We start from the raw sequence: 25,084 nt of genomic DNA on the forward strand, positions 1-25,084 counted from the left end.
CGTCTAAAGAATTGTTGTTTTATAGTTCATCGGACATATATCCAGTTGGTAGTTTTCGACAGTTATACTGTGAAGCCATGCTCTCTCCGTATGCTCCAGCCGACCTTATCGCCAAGAGATCACCGCGATGTACTGTGGGAAGAGATACCTCCTTGGCAAAGACATCACTAGACTCACAGATCGGACCGACTACATCATACGACTGCAGATCATCGGTGTTTGACAGGTTTACTATTCGATGGTGAGCTTGGTAGAGAGCCGGTCTTAACAAGTCCGACATACCAGCATCAACGATGGCAAACTGCCTACTTTTGCCTTGCTTCACATAGAGCGTTCGAGTGATTAAAGACCCCATTTGCCCTACGACTGAACGCCCCAGTTCAAAGTGAACCTTCTGTTCTTTCCGAAGTTTGAGGTGCTTTGCAAAGGTGTTGAAGTACGACTGGAAGTCAGGGATGGGATGCCCTTCTGGATCGTTATAGTCTATGCCCAAACCACCTCCGACATTAATGTTCTCAACCTTAACACCACGTTTTTCAAGGTCGTCTTGTATATCGTTGATGCGAGCACAAAGTGCTTGGAAGTCCTGCATCTCCATAATCTGTGAGCCTATATGAAAGTGCAAACCAATAAGGTTGATATGCGTTATCTCCAGTGCTGCAGATATAATGGAAGGAACGTACCGAAGTGCTATTCCGAACTTGTTCTCAGCCAGTCCTGTGGTGATGTTAGCGTGTGTGTGCGCCCCTACTTCGGGGTTAATTCGGAGGCAGACACTCGCTATCTTCCCTCGCTTCTGGGCTAATTTATTGATGATCTCAAGCTCTTCCTCGCTCTCTACATTAAAGCAGAATATATCGTTGTCAAGCCCTAAGTTGATCTCCCAATCAGCTTTCCCCACACCCGCGTAGACGATCTTCTCTGATGGAAAACCACATTCTAAGCAGCGTTGAATCTCACCTCCACTCACGCAATCAGCACCCATTCCCGTCTGACTTATCAGGTTTAGAACCTTCTTATTAGCGTTTGCTTTAACAGCATAATGCACTATGTAACCCTTGTGTTTACTGGCTTCTTCTTCTATCACGTGCAACGTTTCGCGTAGAAGGTCGCAATCGTAATAGTAGAACGGAGTATCTATAGTCCTGAATTTATCCGTCGGGAATGTTTGTATCATTACTGTTGTGTTATATTGAGAATGTGCCCTTCGTTACGGGCAAACGTGTGAGAGGGTCGTTATAAAGTCTATACAGAGGGCAAGTCAGATGTCATATCCACATGTAATAAGCCCTCCTTCTTCTATTATTCATTGAAGAGAACCTTTGATAAGGATTGCAAGGCGCGCTTCTTATCAGCCTCTTTAATAAGGAAAGAAATGTTGTAATTGCTTCCTCCATAGCTGATCATACGCACCGGAATATCCTTCATTGCATCTGTTGCAAGCGTCTCGAAGCCTACATTACTCCAGTCGAGATCACCCACCACACATACTATGCACATATCCGAGTCGACGCTTACTGTACCGTACTTCTTCAACTCGTCGACTATCTCCGATAGGTGACTAGCGTTCTCAATGGTCATCGATAAGCCCACTTCACTTGTCGTTATCATGTCAATGGAGGTCTGATAACTCTCAAAGATCTCAAACACTTTGCGTAGGAAACCAGATGCTCCAAGCATCCTACTAGACTTTATCTTGATTGCAGTTATATTATCTTTAGCAGCGACGGCCTTTATCTTACTCTTAACAAGAACATTGTTTATTATGGTGCCTTCAGCGTCTGGCTCCATCGTATTCTTCAGTCGAACGGGTATGCCGGAGTACTTTGCTGGCTGCACACATGTAGGGTGTAAGATCTTCGCCCCGAAGTAGGCTAGCTCTGAAGCCTCCTCGAAGTTGAGTTGTCGGACAGCCTCCGTCTTATCTACCACACGTGGATCATTATTGTGCATACCGTCTATGTCTGTCCAAATCTGTATCTCTTCTGCATCAATGGCTGCACCCACGAGAGATGCTGTATAGTCCGAACCGCCACGCTGAAGATTATCCACCTCGCCATAAGCATTGCGACAGATAAAGCCTTGAGTGATGTAGATTTGATAGCCCTCGTGCTCCTTCATGATAGCAGATAACTTCTCTTTGATATAAGGGAGATCAGGTTCTGCATTCTTATCGGTGCGCATGAAGTCGAGTGCTGAAAGTAATATAGCCTTTACCCCTTGCTCTTGAAGATAGTTGACAACCATGTTGGTTGATAGGATCTCACCCTGTGCTACGATGTTCTTCTCCTCGAATGAGGTGAAAAGATCCTTTGTGAACGAACGTAGATAATCGAACTTCTCTGTGATAAACAACCGTGTTTTCTGCTTGTATTCATCGGTAGAGTAGAGTGCTTCTATGTGTCCGATATACTTCTGTTCAAGGTTATTAATCACCTCGTTAGCACCTTCTGGGTTCTTACGATATAAGTAATTAGAGATCTCAATGAGTGAGTTTGTCGTCCCACTCATAGCTGATAGTACGATAAACGTTGGCTTTCCCGACTTCGTTACCAATGAGGCTACACCCTTCATGCGCTCTGGCGAGCCCACAGATGTACCTCCGAATTTCATTACTTTCATGTTTCGTCTTATCTTTCTATTGTATGGTTGTGCCCCTTCCAGAGCTTAGTCGTTCTCTATCGGTTCGGCGACTGCTTCAATCGGAGCCGTCTCCTCACTAAGATCTCGAGCTTCGTTGCCATCTTCGAGTAGGCTTAGTTCACCATTCCCACAGCGATATACCTTACCGGGGAACTGACTCAAGAGGTTGATGTTATGCGTAGACATGATGACCGTAGTGCCTACCTGACATGTAGCCTTCAGTATGCTAACGATGTTGGCAGCTGTTTCAGGATCGAGATTACCCGTTGGCTCATCTGCAATAATCACCTTCGGCTCATTGAGCAAAGCGCGTGCAATGGCAATACGTTGCTGTTCGCCGCCCGATAACTCACTCGGCATTTTATCCTTCTTATCCATCATGTTCACTTGAACCAACACATCCTCGATGCGTCGGGCAATCTTCTTTTTGTCCGTCCAACCCGTAGCTTGCAACACAAACCCTAAGTTCTTTGCTACCGTACGATCGTGTAGTAATTGGAAATCCTGGAATATAATGCCCATCTGTCTACGCAGAGCAGGGATATGACTACGCTTTATGTCGAGCACAGATACGCCCAACACCTCAGCTTTCTCGGCGTCATCACAATCAATATCAAGCTCTCCGTACATTGTTTTCAATAGCGAACTCTTACCCGAACCAACGCGTCCAATGAGATAGATAAACTCTCCCTCTTCTGCTTGGAAGTCCACATCCTTTAGGATCAAACGCTCATCTTGGTATATGTTAGCCTTCTTATAATCTATTAACATGATTATTCCTTGCGGTTTATGATTATCGAATTTATTGTTACACCCTTGTTAGGAGGGGTACACTAAGTTCTTGCAAAGATAGTAAAAAACTTCTGATTCCTATCTTTATGATGGTGAAAAAAGTTAAAGCAGACACCCTTTGATAATTCAAAATGCAAAGTTCATAATTCAAAATTATGATTAGGTAGAGTTGATGAGAGGACGAGTTGATAAGTAAATGAGTTATTAGGTAGAGTTAACAAGTTGACGAGTTGATAAGTAAACGGGTTATTAGTTCTGTTTGATATGATACTACAAGTAGGGACAGACGCCCTCGTCTGTCCGCTCATTTACCCTTTCATGGCATCCTTTTAGGTAACATCCTCTCTTTTCGAGTGGCTTGGGGAGGCTTTTTATTTGCTGTTATTTGGCGGACAGACGAGGGCGTCTGTCCCTACTATGTTGTATCCTCTTCATCTAAAGAAGGCGTCTCTTGATTGCAAAGAGGGCGTTTCGTCACATCGAAGGAACGCCTTCTTCAAATTAAGGAGAGGCTCTCGTCAAATTGAGAGAGTTCCACAGAGTAGGGACAGACGCCCTCGTCTGTCCGCATTTTCGTCCCCTTTTGGCATCCCGTTAGGTAATATCCCCTCCTTTGGAGAGGCTTGGGAGGCTTTTTATAGGTCGTGTTCTGGCGGACAGACGAGGGCGTCTGTCCCTACTTTTGGGTATTATTTTGATTGTAAATAACCATCTAAATTGGCTTCCGTTCACCCATCATGAAGTTGAGGGAAACACCTTTCTTTAACTTATCATGCTCTAAATAATAATGCGGATAAGGCTGTCCGTCCATCGTTATATGCTGTATGTAGCGGTTATCGTCATTGTTATTTTCGGCGCAAATAGTGATGGTTTTGCCATTTTCCAGATGTATCTTTGCCTTGTGGAAATAAGGAGTTCCTATCATATACTGTGTGCTTCCAGGGCATACGGGATAGAATCCTAAGGCCGAGAAAACATACCAAGCGGAGGTCTGACCATTGTCTTCATCACCGCAATAACCATCTGGTTGCGCTGTATATAATCGGTTCATAACCTCGCGAATCCAGTACTGTGTCTTCCATGGTTGACCGCTATAATCATACAAATATATCATGTGCTGGATAGGTTGATTACCATGTGCATAGTTGCCCATGTGCATTATCTGCATCTCACGAATCTCATGGATAGTGAAGCCATAGTAGGTATCGTCGAATACAGGAGGTAGGTTAAATACACTGTCCAACATCGTGTTGAACTTATCGTAACCACCCATCAGTTGTGCCAAACCAGACGGGTCATGGAACACGCTCCAGGTGTAGTGCCAGCTGTTACCTTCGGTGAATGCATCTCCCCACTTATATGGGTTAAAGGGCTTTTGGAAGCTCCCGTCTGCATTACGACCACGCATTAAGCAAGTCTCTTTATCAAATACATTCTTATAGTTCATGGCTCGCTCCTTGAAAGGTCGCAGTTCCTTGGCACTCTTCCTTAGCTTTAATCCCAACTGATAAATACACCAATCGTCATAAGCATACTCCAAGGTGCGAGCGACACTCTCGTTGATACCCACATTATAAGGTACATATCCCAACCGATTATAATACTCGAATCCCTTGCGCCCAGTCGAACTGATAGTGGGGTGAACAGCGTTAGCTCCATGCACAACAGCCTTCCATAATGTTTCAATGTCATAACCCCGAAGTCCCTTGATATAGGCATCTGCCACCACAGAAGCAGAATTATTGCCCACCATACAATCGCGATGTCCGGGGCTAGCCCACTCTGGTAAGAATCCACTCTCTCGATAAGCATTGACCAAACCTGCCTGCATCTTCTCATTCATAGAAGGGTAGATAAGGTTAAGCAAGGGGAACAATGAACGGAAAGTATCCCAGTATCCAGTATCGGTGAAGAGGTACCCTTCGAGTACTTTCCCATTATAAGGACTATAATGAATGGGCTTTCCTTCAGCATCAAACTCATAGAAGGAACGAGGGAAAAGAACGGAGCGATAAAGACAACTATAGAATGTGCGGAGGTGATCCACATTATCGTCTTCCACCTCAATGCGCCCTAATACCTTGTTCCATTCAGCTTTTCCTTCAGCCTTTACTTGCTCGAATGACTTTCCTTCTACCTCCTTTAAGTTACGAAAGGCTTGCTCTTCACTGATGAAAGAAGAGGCTACTTGTACGTTTATCTGTTCGCTTCTCTTGGTCTGGAAACCTACTACTGCCATGGCATGATTGCATGTCGCAGAGAGTTGATTATCGATTAGTTTACCATCAAAAAGGCATCCTTTATAAACGAAATCATGGTCGAAACGGAGAACAAAGTAGTTCTTAAAGTTATCAGGAACACCACCACTGTTCTTTGTTGTATAGCCCACAATGGTGCGTTTGTCAGGTAGTATCGTCACAGAAGAACCCTTATCGAAGGCATCGACAAGGAAGTAAGCCTCGTTAGTAGTGGGGTAGGTGATTCGAACAGAGGCTGCTCTGTTAGTCGGAGAAAGCTCTACCGTAGCGTCATAATCGGCTAAATAGACCTTATAATAATAAGGTGTAGCAGTCTCCGCCTTATGTGAGAACCAGCTAGCTCGCCCTTCCTCGTCGAACACCTTCTTGCCTGTTATGGGCATGAAAGCGAACTGCCCATAATCATTTATCCATGGACTGGGTTGGTGTGTTTGCTTAATACCCCGTATCTTATCGGCTCCGTAAACGTAAGTCCAGCCATCCCCCATCTTTCCGGTTTGTGCTGTCCAGAAGTTCATAGCCCATGGTAATGCTATTGCGGGATAGGTATTACCCGTTGATAGTTCACTTTTTGAGGCTGTGCCTACCAATGGGTTGACATAATCAACGGGGCTTTTCACAACTACGGCATTACAGTTTATAATGTAAGACAGCATTGCGAGTGTAATTGATAACAATCTCTTCATATATAGGTTTTTATGTTATTTCGATAGAAAACTGATGTTCTGCCACATAGGTATCAGTTACAAATGTACAAATAAAAGCTCCATTCCACATAAAAGTGATGTAGGAATATTATCAAGATGTGCTTAGAAGCATGAAAAAAGGCAACAGATAGCGGATGACTTCCACATTCTGTTGCCTTTAAATAATTATCTCTTATTCGATAAAGTGCTTAGAACTTTGCCATTTTAATAGCATCAATCGCACATTCGTCACCCTTGTTTCCAAGTTTTCCACCGCTTCGATCCTTTGCTTGTTGCAAATTGTTTGTGGTGAGAAGACCATAGATAACAGGGATGTTTTGCGATGCATTCAAACGTGCGATGCCATAGGTAACACCCTGACAGATGTAATCGAAGTGAGGAGTCTCACCCTTGATAACACTCCCGAGGATGATAATAGCATCGAAGCCATCGTTTTTTGTCATCTGTTGTGCACCATAGATGAGCTCAAAACTACCTGGAACTGTCTTGATGTGAATGTTCTCGGGGATAGCACCATGCTTCTCCAATGTGCGGACAGTACCGTCAAGCAATGCCCCAGTAATCTCTGGATTCCATTCTGCAACGACAACTCCAAAGCACATGTTACTGGCATCTGGCACACTTTGCTCATCGTAGTTTGATAGATGATGAAGTTCTGTTGACATGTTACTGATTAATTAGAAGCACGTTCAATGTACTTGTCAATATCCTGAAAGATAGGAGAGTTGACATAAGTCTTCTTGATGTTCTTATAGATGTCAAGTGCTTCTGCCTTCTTACCTTGGCTCTCCAAGAGGATACCAGCCTTACGTAATGCTAATGGAGCAATCGTTAGGTTGATGTTATCTTCAGCCTGCGCATTAGCCATATCAGCTGCCTTTTTGAAGCAGTCAACAGCTTTGTCGAGCTGATTAGTGTTCGCATAGATGTCACCAAGAGCCATTTGTGAGGCTGGACTGATCATTTCATCATCAGAAGTATCGAACTTCTCTGCATTTTCCAAGGCTTTAGTCCAGTCTGGTTTAGCCTGATGTGCATAGCAAAGAGCCACATAGAGGTTTGCAAGATTCCCCGCATCAGTACTACTGTAGTCGCTTTGTACCTTCTGAAAACCAGTTAATGCCTTATCATACTGCTGTGCATTGAAGAGCATCTGACTCTTTGCAAGTTCTGTACTGGCCTCTGCCTCGCGTGGAGCAGAGATGTAATTCTTGTAAAGGATAGCACCTGCAACGATTACGATAATAGCGATGACTGCAATAACGATTTGCTTCTTGTACTTCAAGAATGCGGCTTCGGAATTGTTAAGGGTATTTTCATAAGTACCCTGTTCTTTGTTGTTTGCCATTTTAAAGTTATAATGTTTTGTTTCTTTCTATACTTTATGTGTGCATAATAGCGCAGCAAAAGTACGTAAAAAGATGGATATATTGAAATTTATCAACGACTTTTTTCTTTTATTGATACGAAAAGGGGTATCTTTGCAGATGATTGATAGGGGAGGAGAAGAGCGTGATTAAAGACAGAAGAGATGCAATTAAACAAACTTTCTATCATAAACTATAAGAATATAGAAGCAGCCACATTGGACTTGTCGGCTAAGCTTAATTGTTTCATAGGACATAATGGCGAGGGTAAAACCAATCTATTGGATGCTGTTTACTACCTATCCTTTTGTAGGAGTGCCTTTAATCCGAAAGACTCCGAAGTGATGCGTCATGATGCGGATTACTTCGTTTTGGAAGGTGATTACACCACTGATGGTGGAGACAAGGAACAGGTTTATTGCGGTATGAAACGTGGTACAAAGAAGCATTTCAAACGTAATAAAAAAGAATATAAACGCCTCTCAATGCACATCGGACAGGTACCTCTTATCTTTGTTTCGCCCGCAGATGCAACCCTAATTGATGGTGGAAGTGAAGAACGAAGGAGGCTTATGGATGTTGTTATCTCTCAATACGACACACCTTATATAGAAGACCTTAATAGATACAATAAAGCTTTACAACAGCGTAACAAACTTTTGAAGCAAGAGGAAGAGCCTGATTCTACACTCATGGAGCTGCTCGAGATGCAGATGGCAGAGTATGGCGAGGCTATTTATAAGAAACGTGCTGCCTTTGTGGAAGAGCTTACGCCTGTGTTTCAACGTATCTATCAAACCATCTGCGAGAACCGAGAACAGGTGTCATTAGAGTATGTCTCGCATTGTCAACGTGGTTCGTTATTGGATGTGATACGCCGAGATAGGGCAAAAGATCGTATTATGGGCTACTCACTACATGGTATTCACAAGGATGATTTGGTAATGAAGTTGGGCGATTATCCTATCCGTCGTGAGGGGAGCCAAGGGCAGAACAAGACATACGTATTGGCTTTGAAGCTGGCTCAATTTGATTTCCTGCGCCGCACATCGGGGAATAATACACCTTTATTATTGCTGGATGACATCTTTGATAAGCTCGATAGCAGTAGGGTAGAGCAGATTGTTCGCTTGGTATCAGGCGATGACTACGGTCAGATCTTTATTACTGATACGAACCGAGACCACCTTGATAAGATTCTTCAAGGTAGTAGTTTTAGTTATAAGATATTCTCAGTCGAAGGGGGAGAAATAAAGGAAAAGGAGGGATAAGATTATGTTCAGACGGAAAGTTCAAACCTTGGATACCTTGTTGAATCAGGTTTTAAGACAGGAAGGACTCGAAGCACCGCTATTGCAAAAACGCCTTATTGGGGCGTGGGAAGGGGTTGCGGGGAAGACCGTTGCACGTTACACACAAGAGAAGTTCATACGAAATCAAACTTTATTCGTGAAGATCATCAATCCTGCCTTGCGTGCCGACCTTAGTATGATGCAGTCGGAATTAGTGAAGAAACTCAATACTGCTGTTGGTTCTATGGTCATCACAGAGGTGAGATTCTACTAACTTGCGCAGAAAGTGAATATTTGTTATCTTCAAGGTCATTTCCTTTAATATTCGTGTAAGAACTATTGATTCATGTCAATAAATACAAATAATAGAATAAAAAACGCTGATTTGTTTTGATGTGTGCGCAAACAATCGTACCTTTGCATTGTCAAAAGAGATAAAATAGATTGTTTAGGTTAGTAAAAATAGATTTAGGTTTTTAGTTATTTAGCATTAAGGTAGAACAAAAGAGATTGTTCGGGATTATATTAATAGGTTTAGTTGAGGTAATAAATAAGATTGATTAAAGGATAACACTGACGCAAGATGATTGGGTGACGCCGTGAGGCGGCAACCCAAAAATCAAGCTCAATCACTCACAAAGATGTGGGTAGACAAAGGGCGTAACAATCACTTGTTGCGCCCTTTGTCTATGTTTATGATTGAGAAGAGCGTGAAATGAGGTGGTGTTGATGGTGAACACTGATGGTGTTAAGCATAGGCACGAGTGTGATAGATTATCAAGAAAGATGATAAAGATAGGCGAAGTAGGAAGATGTAGATGTAAGGACTACGTAGCGTGACTTTCAATACAGAATGAATCTTAATTTTTTGTGGATATTAGTGATGCGTCTACTCCTACATTGTGGCAATTAACTCCAATAGTACTAATAATTTATTCACTTGTCGACTTGTATATTCATCAACTCTACCTAATCATAATTTTAGATTAAATGAAACGCCTATTTAGAACGAATAAGATAGATTGACTAAGATCGAACTACTTGCTGCATGATATTTACCATAGCTCAGATTGAGCTTGAAGCGTTCGAGGTTAATGCCTCCTCCCACACTGAAGCCTGCACCATGCGCACTGGCATCTTCATTGGTTCCAATCGTCATTTCGTCAGCACGGCGGAAGTTGTAACCACCACCAACCCATATATTATCGGACAGAAGAAGGTCTGCTCCGAGGTTCAAGTGATTAATAAATCGATAGTTGTAATGCGTCAAGTCTACAAGAGTTGCAGACATTCTGACAGGCAGTGCAGCAAAGGTTTTACTCACGCCGACCTGTACATCAATTGGCATCTTCCCATAGTTCTCCTCATAAGACTTGATTTGTCCACCCAAGTTCTTGGCTACCACCGATACAGACCATTGATAATCGGGCTCGTACCAATTGACTCCGAGATCGACCCCCACAGCCATTGAACTATAGTTACCGATGTAAGAATTGATGAATTTAGCCGTTATTCCACCCACAATATTATGCGCTAACTCGTATGCAAAGACACCTTCTATGGCGATCTCACTGGCACTGAAAGTTCCGATCTGCGTGTTGTTCTGGTTGTACTCTTTCATCTTTCCATAGTTCATGTACTGTACTCCGCCTGCAATCGTAGCCTTTTCACCGAGTGCCTTGGTGTAAGAAGCCCCCATGTAATTGGCTCCGCTCATATAATTCATATAACTTAGACCAATTGTCTTATCGCTTACTGATGATGCTAAGGCAGGATTGGAGAACATCAAAGTAGGATCATCTTCAATAATCGTGATATTGTCTCCACCTAAAGCCGCTGCATGCGCGCTAACGGGGAGACGTAAGAAGTTGTATTCAGTTTGGCTCTCTTGTGCCCATAACATACAAGTGAGTAGGGTGGAGATGAGCGTTAAAACGAACTTTTTCATTTAATCTAAATTAATTTATCGGGCAAAGTTACGGCTTTTTCCGAATATCTTATTACTTTTGTCTTTGGAACTGCTTAAATGGTAGAAGGTATGCTTCTCGGTTATTGAGCAGTATTTCATATAACGGCAAGAGCTATAGTTTTAGTATCTAACAGTGGAGATAAAAAAGTCTAAAGAGGCAGATTTAGAGAATAAGCGATGGATTGGTTTCCTATTGGGAATCATCGTTGCCTTATCAATCTTCTTTGTTGCTATGGAGTATAACGCCAATCCTTCGAGCGATGATGATACTAATGTGAAGCCCTTTAAGAATGTGACACTTCACGATATGGAAATGTTGCCTGCCATTGATCAGCAGGACTTAGCCAAGACGAAAGACGATAAGAAGCCTACGATAGAGGATCTTTTGAATCTCAAGCGTAGGGATGTTCCTAACAAGGTGACACCTCACAACGTGGGTAATATGAACTCGAATGACAAGAAGACAGCCGCTCCGCAAGTGAGTGATGTGCCGATTGTTATGCCGATGGTGACCACCTTGCCCGATCCTCCCAAGGTGACAGAAGATGCAAAGAAGGTGACAGAGAAGATGAGTGATGACCCCTCGCAAGTGGAGGTGGAACGCTATGATGATAAGGTTAGTAAGCGTATTCTCTCTGATACGCCGACGCCTCCTGGCGGCTGGGTGGAATTTATGAAATGGCTTACCAAGACGCTGCAATATCCTGTGGAGGCTAAGAGTCAGGAGATGCAAGGCACTGTCAATATTACTTTCATCATTAATGTGGATGGTTCCGTGGGTGATGTTACGATTAAGAGTGGGCATTATCCAATGCTAAATGCTGAAGTATTACGTGTCTTGAAGACCATGGGCAATTGGAAACCGGGCATTCAGAAAGGTAGGAAGTGTCGCTCTTTAGTGGAGATTCCAGTCGTCTTCAAGTTCTCGTGATATGCGATTTTCGGATAGAGCGTAGGGCTGTGTCTATGAGAGTCTACCGATAAGTGAATGAATGATAACAATCAACCAACTTAAAATAATCCTATATGTTTACTGCTGATGAAATCTTGTATAAAGTAAATGATTATATAAATAACATCTCATATAACCGCAAACCATGGAGCTTATATGAGCCTATCAAGTATGTACTCTCACTTGGTGGCAAGCGCATTCGACCGACATTGATGCTTCTTTCTTACAATCTCTTTAAGGAGGATCCAGAGTCAATTCTATCGCCAGCATGTGCTCTTGAGACTTATCATAACTATACGTTATTGCATGACGACTTGATGGATGATGCTCCACTTAGGCGTGGTCAGCAGACGGTTCATGTGCGTTGGGATGCTAACACTGCCATTCTTTCGGGTGATTCCATGCTTGTTCTCGCTTTTGATCGAATGGCTAAGTGTAGTGACAAATACTTGCGCGAGGTGTTAAAACTATTCACTACTACAGCCTTGGAGATAGGTGAGGGGCAGCAGTATGACATGGAGTTTGAGACCAGAAACGACGTCAAGGAAGAGGAGTATATAGAGATGATTCGACTGAAAACGAGCGTCCTCCTTGCATGCGCAATGAAGATTGGTGCCCTCCTTGCAGATGCACCAGAAGAGGATGCGGAGAGCCTTTATAAGTTTGGAGAACAGGTCGGTCTCGCCTTCCAATTGCAGGATGATTACCTCGATGTATATGGTGATCCGAAGGTGTTCGGTAAGAAGATTGGAGGGGACATAACGTCTAATAAGAAGACTTATATGCTAATCAATGCGTTCAACAAAGCTAACGCGCGGCAACGTAAGGAATTGGAGAAATGGGTCACAGTTGAGCATTTTAACCGTGATGAAAAGGTTGCTGCTGTGACCAAGCTATATAATAAGATAGGTGTAGATAAGTTGGCTATTGATCGCATTAATTACTATTTTGAAGAGGCAAACAAGTACCTTGCTGCGGTGAAGGTGTCTGATGAACGTAAACAAGAGTTGGCTTCTTATGCTCAAAGAATGTTACATCGTCAACGCTAACTAATTGATTACAATGATAATAGATACACATGCTCATTTAGATGTAGAGGACTTTTCAGAGGATCTTTCAGAGGTTATCATGCGTGCAAAAGAGGCTGGGGTGGGGAAGATATTCCTACCTTCTGTCGACTTAAAGTCGGTAGATAATATATTAGCCGTTTGTAGACAATACCCTGATACATGCTATCCAATGATTGGATTACAGCCAGAAGAGGTGCGTGATGATTGGCAGAAGGTGCTCGAAAAGATGTATGCTCGTCTAAAAGAGTCTATTAAAAAGCAGACTGATGGTACAGCTTTACTTGGAGAAACGTTCATCGCTATTGGTGAAGTTGGGCTTGACTTCTACTGGTCGCGTGACTATGAACAACAGCAACTTGCTGCTTTTGAGGAGGCTGTCAAATGGAGTGTTGAGACACAACTACCCTTGATGATTCATTGTAGGAAGGCTCAGAATGAGATGTTGCATATCATGCGTCCGTATGAAAAGGAGCTTCCTGGTGGTGTTTTCCACTGCTTTACTGGTAATCAAAAAGAGGCTGAAGCCTTCCTTCGTTTTGATCGTTTTGCATTGGGAATAGGGGGCGTTTCTACTTTTAAGAGTAGTCATTTGCGTGAGGATCTGCCAGCTGCTGTTCCATTGAATCGTATCGTTTTAGAGACTGATAGCCCTTATATGGCACCAGTTCCATACCGTGGTAAACGTAACGAAAGTTCATTTGTAGTTGAAGTAATGCAAACGCTTGCATTGAGCTATGGTGTTGATGAAGAGGAAATTGCACGACAAACAAATGAGAATGTAGCACGTATTTTCGGCATTAAAGTGCAGGGGGTGACCTCAAGTAGAGATATTAAAGAATATTAAAAACTCTCATCTTTTAATGAGACTATAGAATGAAACGATTAATTTTGCACATCAGTTTTTCGCGAATCAATGCTCTCTAACATGCGAAACAAATAGGAAAGATGCTCGAGTGGTTGAAGAGGCACGCCTGGAAAGCGTGTAAACGACAAAATCGTTTCGGGGGTTCGAATCCCCCTCTTTCCGCAAAATCAAGCAGTTACAAACCTTTTTACAGCCTTTTAAAAGTCGAAAAACAACGATTATTTGCACAATAACGCACAATATTAAACAATTATACTTAAAAGTGCATGCAAATAACACGCAATAAAGTATATGGTGACAATAAAGCTCTATCTTGATACACACGTGCATGTAAAGTTGGCGAGCTTGCGCCTCTAAAGGTTTCGTTTGTTTATCAACGTGCAACAGCTCTGCTTCCTCTTGGTATAAAGCTATTTCCATGCGAGTTTCATCTGCTCATAAAACTTGCCATCCTCGTTATAGAGCATAGATGAGTAGTTGCCAATCACGGAGAAGTAATACTTCTGAAAGAATGCAAAGAGCTGGTGCGAACCCTTTTGTAAGCCTCCTAACTCTTCCATCTTAGCCATCATTCTTCGTATCATCTGCGCATGCTCCTCGGGGTAAGCCTGCTCCATAAGGTTCCACAGCACGGACTTTTCTCCGTTCCACACGGGTGTGCCGTCCTCGTATGTATCGTGATATTCCACCCAGTAAGGCTTCTTCATCAATCCTTGGTTAATGACCGTGAAGATAGTATCGAGGTCATCTTGTCTGAATTGCCACATAAATTAATACCCAGAGGGTGTGTCAAAATAGCCACACACTCTTTTTATGCACAAAGCCCCGACTTTCTCAAGCCAGGGCTTTGCTATTTCCTAAAGTTTTTGTACCTTTAGGCATACAAAAAATCTCATTATGACAAAGGTACACTTTCGTTCTTACATACACAAGAAAATGATTCTTTTTCCTCAAAGAATCGATAAGGACATCGCAGAAGATGATCCTGTTCGTCTTTTAGACGCCTTGGTGGATAATCTTATGTTGGATAATGTCTACAAGCTTTATAAGCCCAGTGGTCGCAAGCCTTATCATCCACAAATGATGCTCAAGGTGATTCTTTACGCCTATATGAATAATATCTATTCCTGCCGTCGTATAGAGTCGCTTCTCAAGCGTGACATTCATTTCATCTATCTGGCAGGATATGAGCAGCCTGATTTTATTACCATCAATCGTTTTCGTAATCGTGTGAAAAAGGAAATCAACAATATCTTCACACAAGTGGTATTAGTACTTGCAGCCAAAGGTTTGATAAGTCTTGACGTTGAATATATTGACGGCACAAAAATAGAATCGAAAGCCAACAAGTATACCTTCGTTTGGAAGAGAACCGTGGAAAAGAACCGCGCCAAGTTGCAGGAACAAATACGCACACTCTTGCTCCAGGTTGATGATGTCATAGCGCAGGACAATGCCGCTAAGACAGAAGGTGTCGAGTTTACTGCAGCTCTGCTCGATGAGATATCCGAGGAATTGAACAAGTCTTTGGAATCATCCCCTGAGCCTAAGACAAAAGAAGAGAAGCAGGCTGTTAGAACCAAGAAAAAACAGCTTAAAGAGCTTGAGAAGAAACGTAATAAACTCCAAGAGTATGACCAACACCTTGAGATTATGGGGGAGAGAAACTCCTACAGCAAGACCGACCTTGATGCTACGTTTATGCACATGAAGGAGGATGCTATGCGGAACGGACAGACTAAGCCTGGATATAATCTGCAGATAGCAACTGAGAACCAGTTTATCATCGACTTTGCACTCTATGCTAACCGTACAGATACGCTTACACTTCCTTCTTTCTTGGAGTCCTTCAACTCACGTTACCATCGTTATGCCAAGACAGTCGTAGCCGATTCAGGGTATGGCTCCGAGGAGAACTATCTGTTCATGGACGTACATAATATGGAAGCCTATGTGAAGTATAACTACTTCCATAAAGAGCAGCATCCACGCTATACACCTAACCCATTCTGTCCTGCAAGCCTTTATTATAATAAGGAACAGGATTTCTACGTCTGCCCTATGGGACAGCATATGAAGCGTATAGGCATGAAGCGTTCCCTAACCTCTAATGGATTCGTTACTTACAGTGTACGTTATCAGGCAGAACGCTGTGATGGTTGTCCGTTGAGAGGCTCATGTTTTAAGGCAAGAGGGAACAGAATTATAGAAGTAAACCATCAACTACAGCACTATAAACAAAAGGCACGGGAACTACTGACCTCGGAAGAAGGCATCAAGCATCGAGGACGAAGGTGCATAGAACCTGAAGCTGTTTTTGGACAAACAAAATATAATAAAGTCTACAAGAGATTTAGGCATTTGGGAAAAGACAAGGTCAATATGGACTTTGCCTTCTTTGCTATTGCCTTTAACATAGGAAAAATGTGCAAAAAAAATAATCTCAAGGAGCTAAAAGCTATTATGGAGGTACTTTTAGTCACCTTCAGATGCTCTATAGAAGTTTATATAAGCTATTGGAAGCCCAACAAATCATTTTATATGAAATTAGCGGCATAGCTGCAGTAAATAACGAATTATGCGGTAGATGAAGTAAAGAGGAGTAGAAAAGAGGATGTGTCCATTTTGACACACCCTCGATTTGGTTAGGGGATTTTGTTAATATTGTTGTTTGTTACTACTCATATAATACCCACCCCCTTCCCCTCCCCAAGGGAGGGGGGACTTAGTTACTCCTGTTGCTATTGGTCTGCTTTTGATATTCATACACTAAGAGTTATATGGTTATATGCTCTACTTTTCCGACCTATACGGGTTAGACTTCTGACCCGTACGCCTCATTCAACTGCCCTATACGCCTCACGCGTGCGACCCGTACGGGTCAGATTTTAGCACCTTTAGCCCTATCATTCACCTACACTTACGCACCCTAACACACGCTCCTCAAGACTAATCATATCCCCCTCCCTTTCTCAAAGACAATCTTCTTGTCCGTATGTGTAACCAGCCCATCAGGACTTACATAAGTTACTGAAGACAATTCTTTATAGGTGAGATTCTTCTTCATTTTAGTCACATAGCATACTCCCTTCTCTGTAAGTCTCAGAAACTATGCATAATCAACGTATGTTCTGTCCATTGTAAGAGTAGCATCCTTGGGAAGATGCACTTCTTTAAGTAGATAGTGATCATGTGTAGCGGCAGAGGTAGGCTGTACAACCATAGGAACACTTTAGGATATTTCAAAGCTGATTTGCCTGATTTTTTGCTTATCGATTAATTTTATGACCTGATTATAGACTGGCTGTCCGATAAAATAATATGATTCAGGCCTAAGTACTTAAAGCACAATGTTCTGCGATTAAATGCAAGTCTTATAGGTAACGATTTAGAAATGAGCGAGATGCTTAAAAGTTCATTGTTTTATATAACCAAAGAACGCTCACTGTTTCTGTTGCAAATGTACTAATTTTCTTCCAAACTACAGGCTTCCAAATGTTAAGATTATACTCATCATAAAAATTACGTATCTTCAAACTCCATATTATATATTATAATATCTGATTTATTTTTGTAATATTGTATTTCTCATAGTCATCCAGCTGGTTATAATATTCTCCTACAATCTCGCTATTATCTGGATTTTTCTCTTTTATATCATAATATTTCACTACATTAAAAGATGCACCAATGTCACTAACCTGTCTGCCTAATCTTGTATCTGCACTATATTCAAGCCTGAGTAATAACGCTTCAATGCCATTAACTTCATCAACATTTACACCCTTGCGAATTGATTCAAATTGTTTGTAGAGCAAATTAAATAAACCGAAATATTTTACTACTTGGTAACGGAGCATATTAAAAACAAAATTAGCAGCCTTTCTAACTCCCTTATCCACGTCCTCTTCTTTTTTAATATAATAATTTACCGAGCCTGAAAATCCTTTAGAAATAAATGCAGAAATCATACCAACAAGATAACAGTTACCAGGCTGATCATTTCCGTTCTCTACATAATAACATAAATTGTCATTTTTGATAATTGGACGGATAGTTTGACATATAAGTTCAAGGCCTGGAAGATAAGACTTCCTTTGACCAACGTAACGTCTTATTAACTCTGTTATCTTTTCATGATCTGTTGTTGAAAAGCGAGCAATCGTATTGTACAAATAAATCTTGTCATCATATGATATTGTTCTAAACTCCTCAAAACATGCTTTAGGCATTATTCCACTTTCTTTGATATCCTCTAACTGCTTTTTTCTATTTTCTTGCTCGGTTGTGAGATAATTGGAATCTGAGAGAACAATGTCCACATCTTTTTTATCAATATTCTTGTCAAAAAATTTATGTTGCAACAATTCGTCCTCTTCGTTCATTCGATCCGCAAATTTTTTATCTAGAATAAAAACCCGCCCTTGATAATGCTGCATAAATCTACCAGCTCGCCCCTCTATATTCTGTGCATCAAACTTTTTTAAATCTTTCGTTCCTTTTTTTCCAGAAAGCACTATCACGTTTTTAGCTGTGGTATTTACCCCCTCAGTAATAGTAGTAGTACATATTAGGATCTTTAAAATATTCTGATTAAACAGCGAGATAATTTCCTGCTGTATATACTTGGGAACTGAACCGTGATGTATGCCAATTCCTTTTTTTAATGCTTTTGAAACAATCCATTGCGCCCCCTTCCCATTCACAAATAAACTATCTATATGATTTGTAAGCCTAATTACCTTTTCAGAATCAATATCTTTGATATATTTATTCTCACTAATTAAAAATTTAGCATATTTTTCCGTTGAAGCTTTTGTACTGCAATAGACTATGGCATTTTCTCCTCGATTCAAAAGTTGTGTAACAAGTTGGACAACACGATCACTCTTTGTCTTATTTGTAAATGTCAAGTGAAACGTATTATCAATCTTAATGTTTGATGCTGTTTTGACAAAGACTTCCACCTTATTCACTATTTCGTAGTGATTGTAGTTAACAACAACAAAATCATAATAGTCAAGGAAAGTTTTAAATGAAAATTGTGTGTCTTTTTTATCTTCGGTTGGAAGTGCTATATATGGACCTGCAAGTAAAGAATCTATATGTGGATTCTTTAGCAATTCGTGCAAAGCTATCCTGTAAGCCACATCTCGCTCATTCTCTTGAGCCACCTCGTCTATGATAAAACCATTATCAAGCTTATATATCTCATCTACAAATACAAAATCCAATTGAATTTCTTTGTTCTTATCCAAAAAAGACAAGAATCGTTCTGGGGTAAAAATGAAAAGATTCCGTCCGCTTATTTCCTCTTTATCACTGAGTGTATGAATCACATAGTTATCCTTTACCCATTTATATTCAGGCAATAAATGAATCTTAAACAAGTTCTCAGAAAGAAGAGAAAGGGTAGGAAAAATAAATGCGACATTAGTATACTCCATCTTCCTTACGATTTCGTAAATCAAAAATGTTTTTCCGAAAGATGTTGAAGCACTCAGAAAAATACGATTTCTCTGTCCTCTCTTGAATCTTTCTAAAAGTTCCTTCTGGTAGCGATGCAACATAATACCTTCTCCAACTATCAAACTGCTTTCATTGATATAATTTGAAAAGGTCTGCAAAGAGACTTCTTCATCAACGTCTTCTCCAATATTTAGCATCGGATAATAGTACTGAGGTAGACCTGCTCGATTCGCGAGATAATGCAAGAAGAGTCTATCTGCTTGAGATAACTCTTTACCTTTCATAAAGTCAAAAAAAGAACAAACAGCCTTAATCATTAAAGGCTGCAAACTTAAATTCTCTTTGGCTTGGTTGATAAGCTTTACGGCATCAACTGCTGCTTTTGATTTATCCATTGCAAAACTTGTGTCTTAATAATACGACTATTATCCACATGAAAAAACAAAAAAAAGATTGTATATGGGATTGTAAGTGTAGGCTGTACAGCATTATATTTGGTTTGAATATAAGATATTATATCCATTATGAGATTATCGTATTCTGTCATTTTATCATCAAAAATAACTAGCATCGGATATACTAGGTTCATATTGTGCTGTTTGGCTTCTTCTGCCATATTTATCAACGGATCAGTTCGCCATTGATCAATAATCTCACGAATTCTACTTTTCGGTTCGATATGCTCATAGTGATTTTCCATTGCAATAAAATTCCGATTAAAGTAAGAATCAGAAAGAGCTTTGTCAATATTATTAAAGATAGAGTCTAATGACCTTTTATATCCATCCAAGTAAAATTTTGCTTCTCCAAAAAGAAGAAATATTGTTTCATTGTTCTCTATCATCAAATATGAATCATAACCTTTAGTCTCAGCATTTTCTAAAGCAGAATATAAATATCCTCTAGCAAGTGCCTTTTCAGCATGAAAAAAATGACTCAGAAGAAGATGAAGCATAACTTCTCCCTGAAAGCCATACCCCAGCTGAATACTTTCTGAAGCATTTGGATCAAATTTTAGTTTGCTTAATAGTGCCCTTATTTGGAGCTTGTCAAGTTGAGTTAAATCTATTTCATTATCGCTATAAGCATAATCAACTATTCCATTATAGATTATGTTTGCTACATCAATATCGGTCCCATTTTGAAGTAAGCAATAATCCTTTTCTGTTGAAATACATGAACAAGGAATATGCTTATCTACAACATCATAAGGTAAATGATATTGCACAACGATAGAATCTTGGATCAATTTCTTAAGACTAACTCGCATTGCCATAACCAATATACAGAATTATTTAAAGAAACGAACAATTTATATTTATATTATTTACAAAGATAATCTTTTGCGAGGAAAAGTGAGCGTCTTTTCTCGTTTTTTTCTTATCTATGAAAGAAAAAGCGATTACAGCCGTTGTGAGCGATTGCGGTGAATGAGTTGTTGCCACTTCTGCTCACACCAGTCGGGGACGGACAGACCATTGATGATAAGGGTTGGTTGACGCTTCTCATTGGTTGTGATACGGAGTTCGGCATTCTCCTCGGTGAAAGTACGCTTGTACATTCCCGAATACACATCAGCTGTACTACGTACCGCAACTTGCTTTTGGTGCATTCTGACAAAGGTATCGTCATCGATGTCCATCTTGCGGAGCAGTAGACGAATATTAAGCAAGAGGTAGAAGCTGTGGAAGAAACGCCGAATGAAACTCCGTTCCTCCTCATACGTCTTGATTTCCTTTTGCTGTTCAGCTATGGTCTTGTCTTTAGCTGCAACGGTATCCTGCAGGAGAATAACCTCCTTGCGGATTTCGGCTTTCTCCTTTTCTGAAAGGAACTTCTGATGCTCCATCTCCCTTTCCAACTCTCCGATACGCTTCTCCGCCTTGTCAAGTTCCGTATTGCCAAAGAGCGAGTATAGAGTACCCTTTACCTGAAGTTTGCCTGCCTGCTTCTCCAATTCCCTTACTTTTTCAATAAGTTCGGCTTCTTCGGCTTGCTTCTGTTCCGTCTCCTTGAGTATCTGCTTGTAATACTCCATATTGGAGCGGTGCTTGGCTTCCGAGCCGTACATACCTCTCTCCAACCCGAAAGACCTCATCTGTTCTGCGTATGTGGTTTGGTACTCCTCCAATTTCTTCGGGGTAAGCACATCATCGGCACAGAGCCGTACCTTGTCTTTCTTTGTCTTGTACTTCCGCTTGCCGTTTTCGGCTTCGGTCTTGGCTTTTCGTCTTTCTCCTTGTACGATGGGTACTATCGTAGCATGGATATGCGGTGTTTCCTCGTCTGCGTGCAGTGTGGCAGCCACCACGTTTTCCTTACCAAAGGTGGTGTAAAGCCACTGCATCGTGCTGCCGCACCACTCTCCCAAACGCCCCTCGCTTTCAAGTCGGAGCATATCCTCGTGCGAGCCAGAAAGGATAAAGCGTAAAGCCTTGACTTGGTTGTCTGCCACCTTTCGATAAATGTTTGCCGTGGCAATGCGGTGTTCTATGGCTTCCGTGCGGTTGGTGACACCTGCGGGGAATTGCACCAACTCACGGTTGAAGTGCGTGCGGGTGGCATCGACGTTGTTCGGCACGAATGTACGCTCGATGTGGGCGGTCATTGCCGAGTCGTTGCCCCGAGCCTTGTCTATGTGTAATACTGCGTAGCCCATAAGTTGAATATTGCTTTAAGGGGTATCCAAAGGGGCGGAGACCCTTGGCTCAGGAGGGCTTTTTCAGCGGTAACGGAGTGGAGCGTGAAGAAAATGCCCTAATGAGCTATGGCATTTCTTCTAATGCCGCTCCGCCCTGTCCGAAGTCTGCCTTTACGGCAATTGCATTCCTCGAATGCGCAGAGGGCTTTGTTTCTAAGTTTCTTTTGAGGAAACTTGCAGTTGGGAAAACTGCCATCGCTCTCGAAACAAAGCCATCTGTCTGCTTTTGTTCTCTTTTAGTCCCTAAGGATACCCGATTGATATTTGGTTTTGATTGCACTCTTTTGCCTTATCTGCGAAATCCCCGTTTGACAACCGATTGAGGTTTCTTCTGTTTCTGTTCCATCGTTTTCTGACGTGAAACGTGGTACTCGTTAAGGTCTTTATATCCGCCGTAATGTCGGCTCATATCCTCTACGCTCATTCCTGCCGATTGAAGAACCAGTAAAGCTTGCCGTCCTGCTTCATCGTTGTCAAGAAACGCACGGACATGTGCAATACGATGCTCACGGAGATATGCAACGGCTCTATGTATATTGCTTACGGAGTTCAGCACAAGGCAGGGAGCGATTTCTTTTCCCTTCATTGTGAGATAGGAAAGGAAATCCATAAAGTCCTCGAAGATACAGAGAGGAGCGTTATTCGCTTCTCCTGCAATCACGGATATATCCATAGCTCCCTTAAACGTCATGTTGTCCCGAAGTTCATACCCTCCTGCACGGTTGGAAAATCCTATGGCGGTGTAAGTTCTTCCTCCCACCTCGTAGCATACGGAACACAGATAGGGTTTGGCGAGCGAAAGGTCTATCTTGCGTTCCTCCTGCAAATAGTTTTGTAGGTGTGGGGGCAACTCCTCGCTGATGCCGAGAATGCGCCTTGCGCTCGGGGACAGTGCAGCGACTTTTTCCTTTGGAGGAGTTGCACTATGAAAGGAAAGGTTGTTCCCTGCCAAAAGACTCATGGCTTTGTGAGCATCGCACCCTTGCAACAGCATCACGAGATCTATGATGCTGCCACCTTTGCCCAAACCGAAATCGTACCAGAGGTTGCGTGCAAAATCCACTTTCATACTGGCATTATGGTCTTCCCGATAAGGTGCGTTGTAAAGGGCATAACTGTCGTATTTCCTGACGGGCTGTATGCCACAGCCATGAAGATAGTCCGCTATGGGTATGTTCTTGATGTTTTGTAAATTGTAATATTCGTTGTTCATTGTTGTTATCGTTGGATTTGGATTGTTCGATATTTTATTGTTCGCTCTGTTTTCTCTTTTTGGATTTTCCCCTTTTTATCTTACTACCCTTCGACATGGATATAAGTGATTGACAATGAAAGAGAAAAGTGTAACACTTCTTTCGGTTTTATCTTTCTACACCTTTCCTCATTCATACTATCGTAGAAACGTAGAAAGATGGTAGTAAGCTGTGTAGCAAGATGAATACCCCTTGCAATCTTTTTTCTTTCACCGTATTATCCTTGTTTGTAGTAATGTAGTAAGGAGAATAGGAAAGAAAAGAGAAAGGAGTATAACAAAGGGATTGGTAATAACAGAATGCTATGGTGGCTGCTCGGGGAAAATCTTGCGGACGGCATACACATATACGGGATTGCCATTTACCCTGCGGCATTCTCTCGCATAGCCTGCCTTTCGCAGGGCTTCGCCCATCCGTTTGGGTAAGAGCTGCTGTCTGGTATAGCTGGAGAGATAACCCACGATTTCCGAATTGGTCATATAGAAACGCTTGGTGGCTTTCTCGGCTTCCGTGGGAAAGGTGAAGTAACGGAGCAACAGTTCCATTTCTGTCGTATAGACTTGGAAAGCCTCGCTGTTTCGGTGCAGTTCAGCAATCTCCTCATCATTGAACCAATAGCGAAATTCGTCTTTCAGCAATGCTTTGGCTTTGCCATACACGGCATCCATTGGGATTGTCTTGGCACGTTCTATATCTATTGCAAGCACCTCAAAAGGGAGGAAGCGCCTGCTCCCTGTCGGGTCGGTGAGGAAGTCGTTACCATTGACCGATGCCACAAAACTTGCCAAGTGTGGTCGCTCTTCGATGTGTTTCTCATAAGGCATACGGTACTTCACCTGTGGGCAGGTAATCAGGTTCTTCAGTTCGTTCTCGTCTCGTTTGGTGAGGGCTTTGAGCTGGTCATCGATATTGATGATGAGGTTTTGACCGATAAGGCTCAGCACATCCTTTTCCTGCGGATATATCTTTCCCGTATATTGATAGTCTGACAGTGCAGGTGGGCAGAGCAGGTCAAGAAATGTGGTTTTGAATTTCCCTTGCTCACCTGTCAGTACAAGGCAGGTGTAGTTACGGCACTGCCTGTCGTCCATCACATTGGCGACCACTGCAACCAGCCACTTGGTGAGGTATTCCCTCCATTTCCCAGGATTGGCTACGCTCACGCAGTCGGCAAGTGCGGTAATTGCTCCTTTCTTGGCTTCTTCCATTATCGGTAAACTGTGGAAATAAGCCTGCACAGGGTTGATGTGTGGGGAGAAATCACTTTCGATGATGCTGTACAGGTTCTCGGGCGAGGTCTGTACATCGACTTCCTTATCCAACGCTCTTTGAGGGTATTGATGCGGTAGCGGTCTATGGCTGTGTAATCGCCAGTTCCTCGCAGACGGTACTCTGCCCGGTTTAACACGGTGTTGTAACGGAACTCGTACCGAGCCGAAAGGAACTCCTCTATTTGGGTATTCCTTGAAGTGTTGTCGTTGTTTTCTCTTTTCATTGTGCGGATTGCTTTCTATTACTTGTTTTTGATGTTTGGCACATGTACGATTGCCAAAGCCAAGTTAGACAGCCTTTTTCGCAGAGCCAAAGGTTGCGGTGTTCTTGCATTGTGATGCATTGCTTTTCCCTGTTACAGCACAACAAAAAAGCCCCTTTCCGCTCCTAAAACGGAGGAAAAGGGATAAAATGAGTGTGCGGATTGCATGGTGGAAGACTGTGCGGTCTGTAACCGTTCGCAGGGCTTCGCAC

General features: G+C 42.0%; 17 protein-coding genes, 1 tRNA gene and 2 pseudogenes. 7 read left to right on the top strand and 13 right to left on the bottom strand.

The window, feature by feature from the left end; translation table 11 throughout:
- Positions 1-19 precede the first annotated feature (19 nt).
- From lysA to J5A55_RS10760, 6 genes and pseudogenes are all read right to left on the bottom strand, one after another.
- Positions 20-1,180 (bottom strand): annotated as a pseudogene (lysA, locus tag J5A55_RS10735) (diaminopimelate decarboxylase); the annotation flags it as partial.
- 122 nt (positions 1,181-1,302) lie between these two features.
- On the bottom strand, positions 1,303-2,622 hold the full coding sequence (locus tag J5A55_RS10740) for an aspartate kinase (RefSeq protein WP_004381879.1): 1,320 nt from the start codon (positions 2,620-2,622) through the stop codon (positions 1,303-1,305).
- A 45-nt stretch (positions 2,623-2,667) separates the two neighbouring features.
- The gene (locus tag J5A55_RS10745) at positions 2,668-3,414 is read right to left on the bottom strand and encodes a cell division ATP-binding protein FtsE (RefSeq protein WP_004381872.1); all 747 of its coding nucleotides are present in this window, start codon (positions 3,412-3,414) and stop codon (positions 2,668-2,670) included.
- Between the two features lie 733 nt (positions 3,415-4,147).
- Positions 4,148-6,379 carry a GH92 family glycosyl hydrolase gene (locus tag J5A55_RS10750; RefSeq protein ID WP_004381868.1) on the bottom strand — a complete coding sequence of 744 codons (2,232 nt, stop codon included), beginning with the start codon at positions 6,377-6,379 and terminating at the stop codon, positions 4,148-4,150.
- A gap of 209 nt (positions 6,380-6,588) precedes the next feature.
- On the bottom strand, positions 6,589-7,065 hold the full coding sequence (gene ribH / locus J5A55_RS10755; protein WP_004381867.1) for a 6,7-dimethyl-8-ribityllumazine synthase: 477 nt from the start codon (positions 7,063-7,065) through the stop codon (positions 6,589-6,591).
- A gap of 8 nt (positions 7,066-7,073) precedes the next feature.
- Positions 7,074-7,748: a tetratricopeptide repeat protein gene (locus J5A55_RS10760; protein ID WP_004381866.1), complete on the bottom strand. Its 675-nt coding sequence runs from the start codon at positions 7,746-7,748 to the stop codon at positions 7,074-7,076.
- 183 nt (positions 7,749-7,931) lie between these two features.
- On the opposite strand from J5A55_RS10760, the gene recF reads away from it, so the two are divergent.
- Positions 7,932-9,038: a DNA replication/repair protein RecF gene (gene recF / locus J5A55_RS10765; RefSeq protein WP_004381864.1), complete on the top strand. Its 1,107-nt coding sequence runs from the start codon at positions 7,932-7,934 to the stop codon at positions 9,036-9,038.
- Between the two features lie 4 nt (positions 9,039-9,042).
- Positions 9,043-9,333, top strand: coding sequence for a DciA family protein (locus J5A55_RS10770; RefSeq protein WP_004381863.1), 291 nt, complete (start codon positions 9,043-9,045; stop codon positions 9,331-9,333).
- Between the two features lie 729 nt (positions 9,334-10,062).
- Here the strand turns inward: J5A55_RS10770 and porQ are convergent.
- Positions 10,063-11,007 (bottom strand): type IX secretion system protein PorQ, encoded by a 945-nt coding sequence (gene porQ / locus J5A55_RS10775; RefSeq protein ID WP_004381859.1) that lies wholly within the window; start codon positions 11,005-11,007, stop codon positions 10,063-10,065.
- A 154-nt stretch (positions 11,008-11,161) separates the two neighbouring features.
- On the opposite strand from porQ, the gene J5A55_RS10780 reads away from it, so the two are divergent.
- The 4 genes from J5A55_RS10780 (at position 11,162) to J5A55_RS10795 (ending at position 14,077) form a co-directional block, all read left to right on the top strand.
- Positions 11,162-11,959, top strand: coding sequence for an energy transducer TonB (locus tag J5A55_RS10780; protein WP_211802945.1), 798 nt, complete (start codon positions 11,162-11,164; stop codon positions 11,957-11,959).
- A gap of 95 nt (positions 11,960-12,054) precedes the next feature.
- Positions 12,055-13,029 (top strand): polyprenyl synthetase family protein, encoded by a 975-nt coding sequence (locus tag J5A55_RS10785; protein WP_004381856.1) that lies wholly within the window; start codon positions 12,055-12,057, stop codon positions 13,027-13,029.
- 13 nt (positions 13,030-13,042) lie between these two features.
- The gene (locus J5A55_RS10790) at positions 13,043-13,894 is read left to right on the top strand and encodes a TatD family hydrolase (protein ID WP_004381855.1); all 852 of its coding nucleotides are present in this window, start codon (positions 13,043-13,045) and stop codon (positions 13,892-13,894) included.
- 95 nt (positions 13,895-13,989) lie between these two features.
- A tRNA-Ser gene (locus tag J5A55_RS10795) sits at positions 13,990-14,077 on the top strand.
- A 248-nt stretch (positions 14,078-14,325) separates the two neighbouring features.
- On the opposite strand, the gene J5A55_RS10800 is transcribed toward J5A55_RS10795, so the two are convergent.
- A complete protein-coding gene (locus J5A55_RS10800; RefSeq protein ID WP_004381854.1) occupies positions 14,326-14,682 on the bottom strand; it encodes a hypothetical protein in 357 nt (118 codons plus the stop codon).
- A gap of 130 nt (positions 14,683-14,812) precedes the next feature.
- On the opposite strand from J5A55_RS10800, the gene J5A55_RS10805 reads away from it, so the two are divergent.
- The gene (locus J5A55_RS10805; protein WP_211802930.1) at positions 14,813-16,474 is read left to right on the top strand and encodes an IS1182 family transposase; all 1,662 of its coding nucleotides are present in this window, start codon (positions 14,813-14,815) and stop codon (positions 16,472-16,474) included.
- 992 nt (positions 16,475-17,466) lie between these two features.
- Here J5A55_RS10805 and J5A55_RS10810 read toward each other — a convergent pair.
- From J5A55_RS10810 to J5A55_RS10830, 5 genes and pseudogenes are all read right to left on the bottom strand, one after another.
- Positions 17,467-19,779 carry a helicase-related protein gene (locus tag J5A55_RS10810; protein WP_004381849.1) on the bottom strand — a complete coding sequence of 771 codons (2,313 nt, stop codon included), beginning with the start codon at positions 19,777-19,779 and terminating at the stop codon, positions 17,467-17,469.
- A complete protein-coding gene (locus tag J5A55_RS10815) occupies positions 19,746-20,660 on the bottom strand; it encodes a HamA C-terminal domain-containing protein (protein ID WP_061156500.1) in 915 nt (304 codons plus the stop codon). Before J5A55_RS10815 ends, J5A55_RS10810 begins: the two co-directional genes overlap by 34 nt.
- A 126-nt stretch (positions 20,661-20,786) precedes the next feature.
- Positions 20,787-22,043 (bottom strand): MobV family relaxase, encoded by a 1,257-nt coding sequence (mobV, locus tag J5A55_RS10820; RefSeq protein ID WP_004381847.1) that lies wholly within the window; start codon positions 22,041-22,043, stop codon positions 20,787-20,789.
- 331 nt (positions 22,044-22,374) lie between these two features.
- Positions 22,375-23,298 (bottom strand): toprim domain-containing protein, encoded by a 924-nt coding sequence (locus J5A55_RS10825; RefSeq protein ID WP_004381845.1) that lies wholly within the window; start codon positions 23,296-23,298, stop codon positions 22,375-22,377.
- Between the two features lie 342 nt (positions 23,299-23,640).
- Positions 23,641-24,833, bottom strand: a pseudogene (locus tag J5A55_RS10830) (VapE domain-containing protein).
- Positions 24,834-25,084 lie beyond the last annotated feature (251 nt).

It is taken from the genome of Prevotella veroralis (assembly GCF_018127765.1).
Lineage (GTDB): Bacteria > Bacteroidota > Bacteroidia > Bacteroidales > Bacteroidaceae > Prevotella > Prevotella veroralis.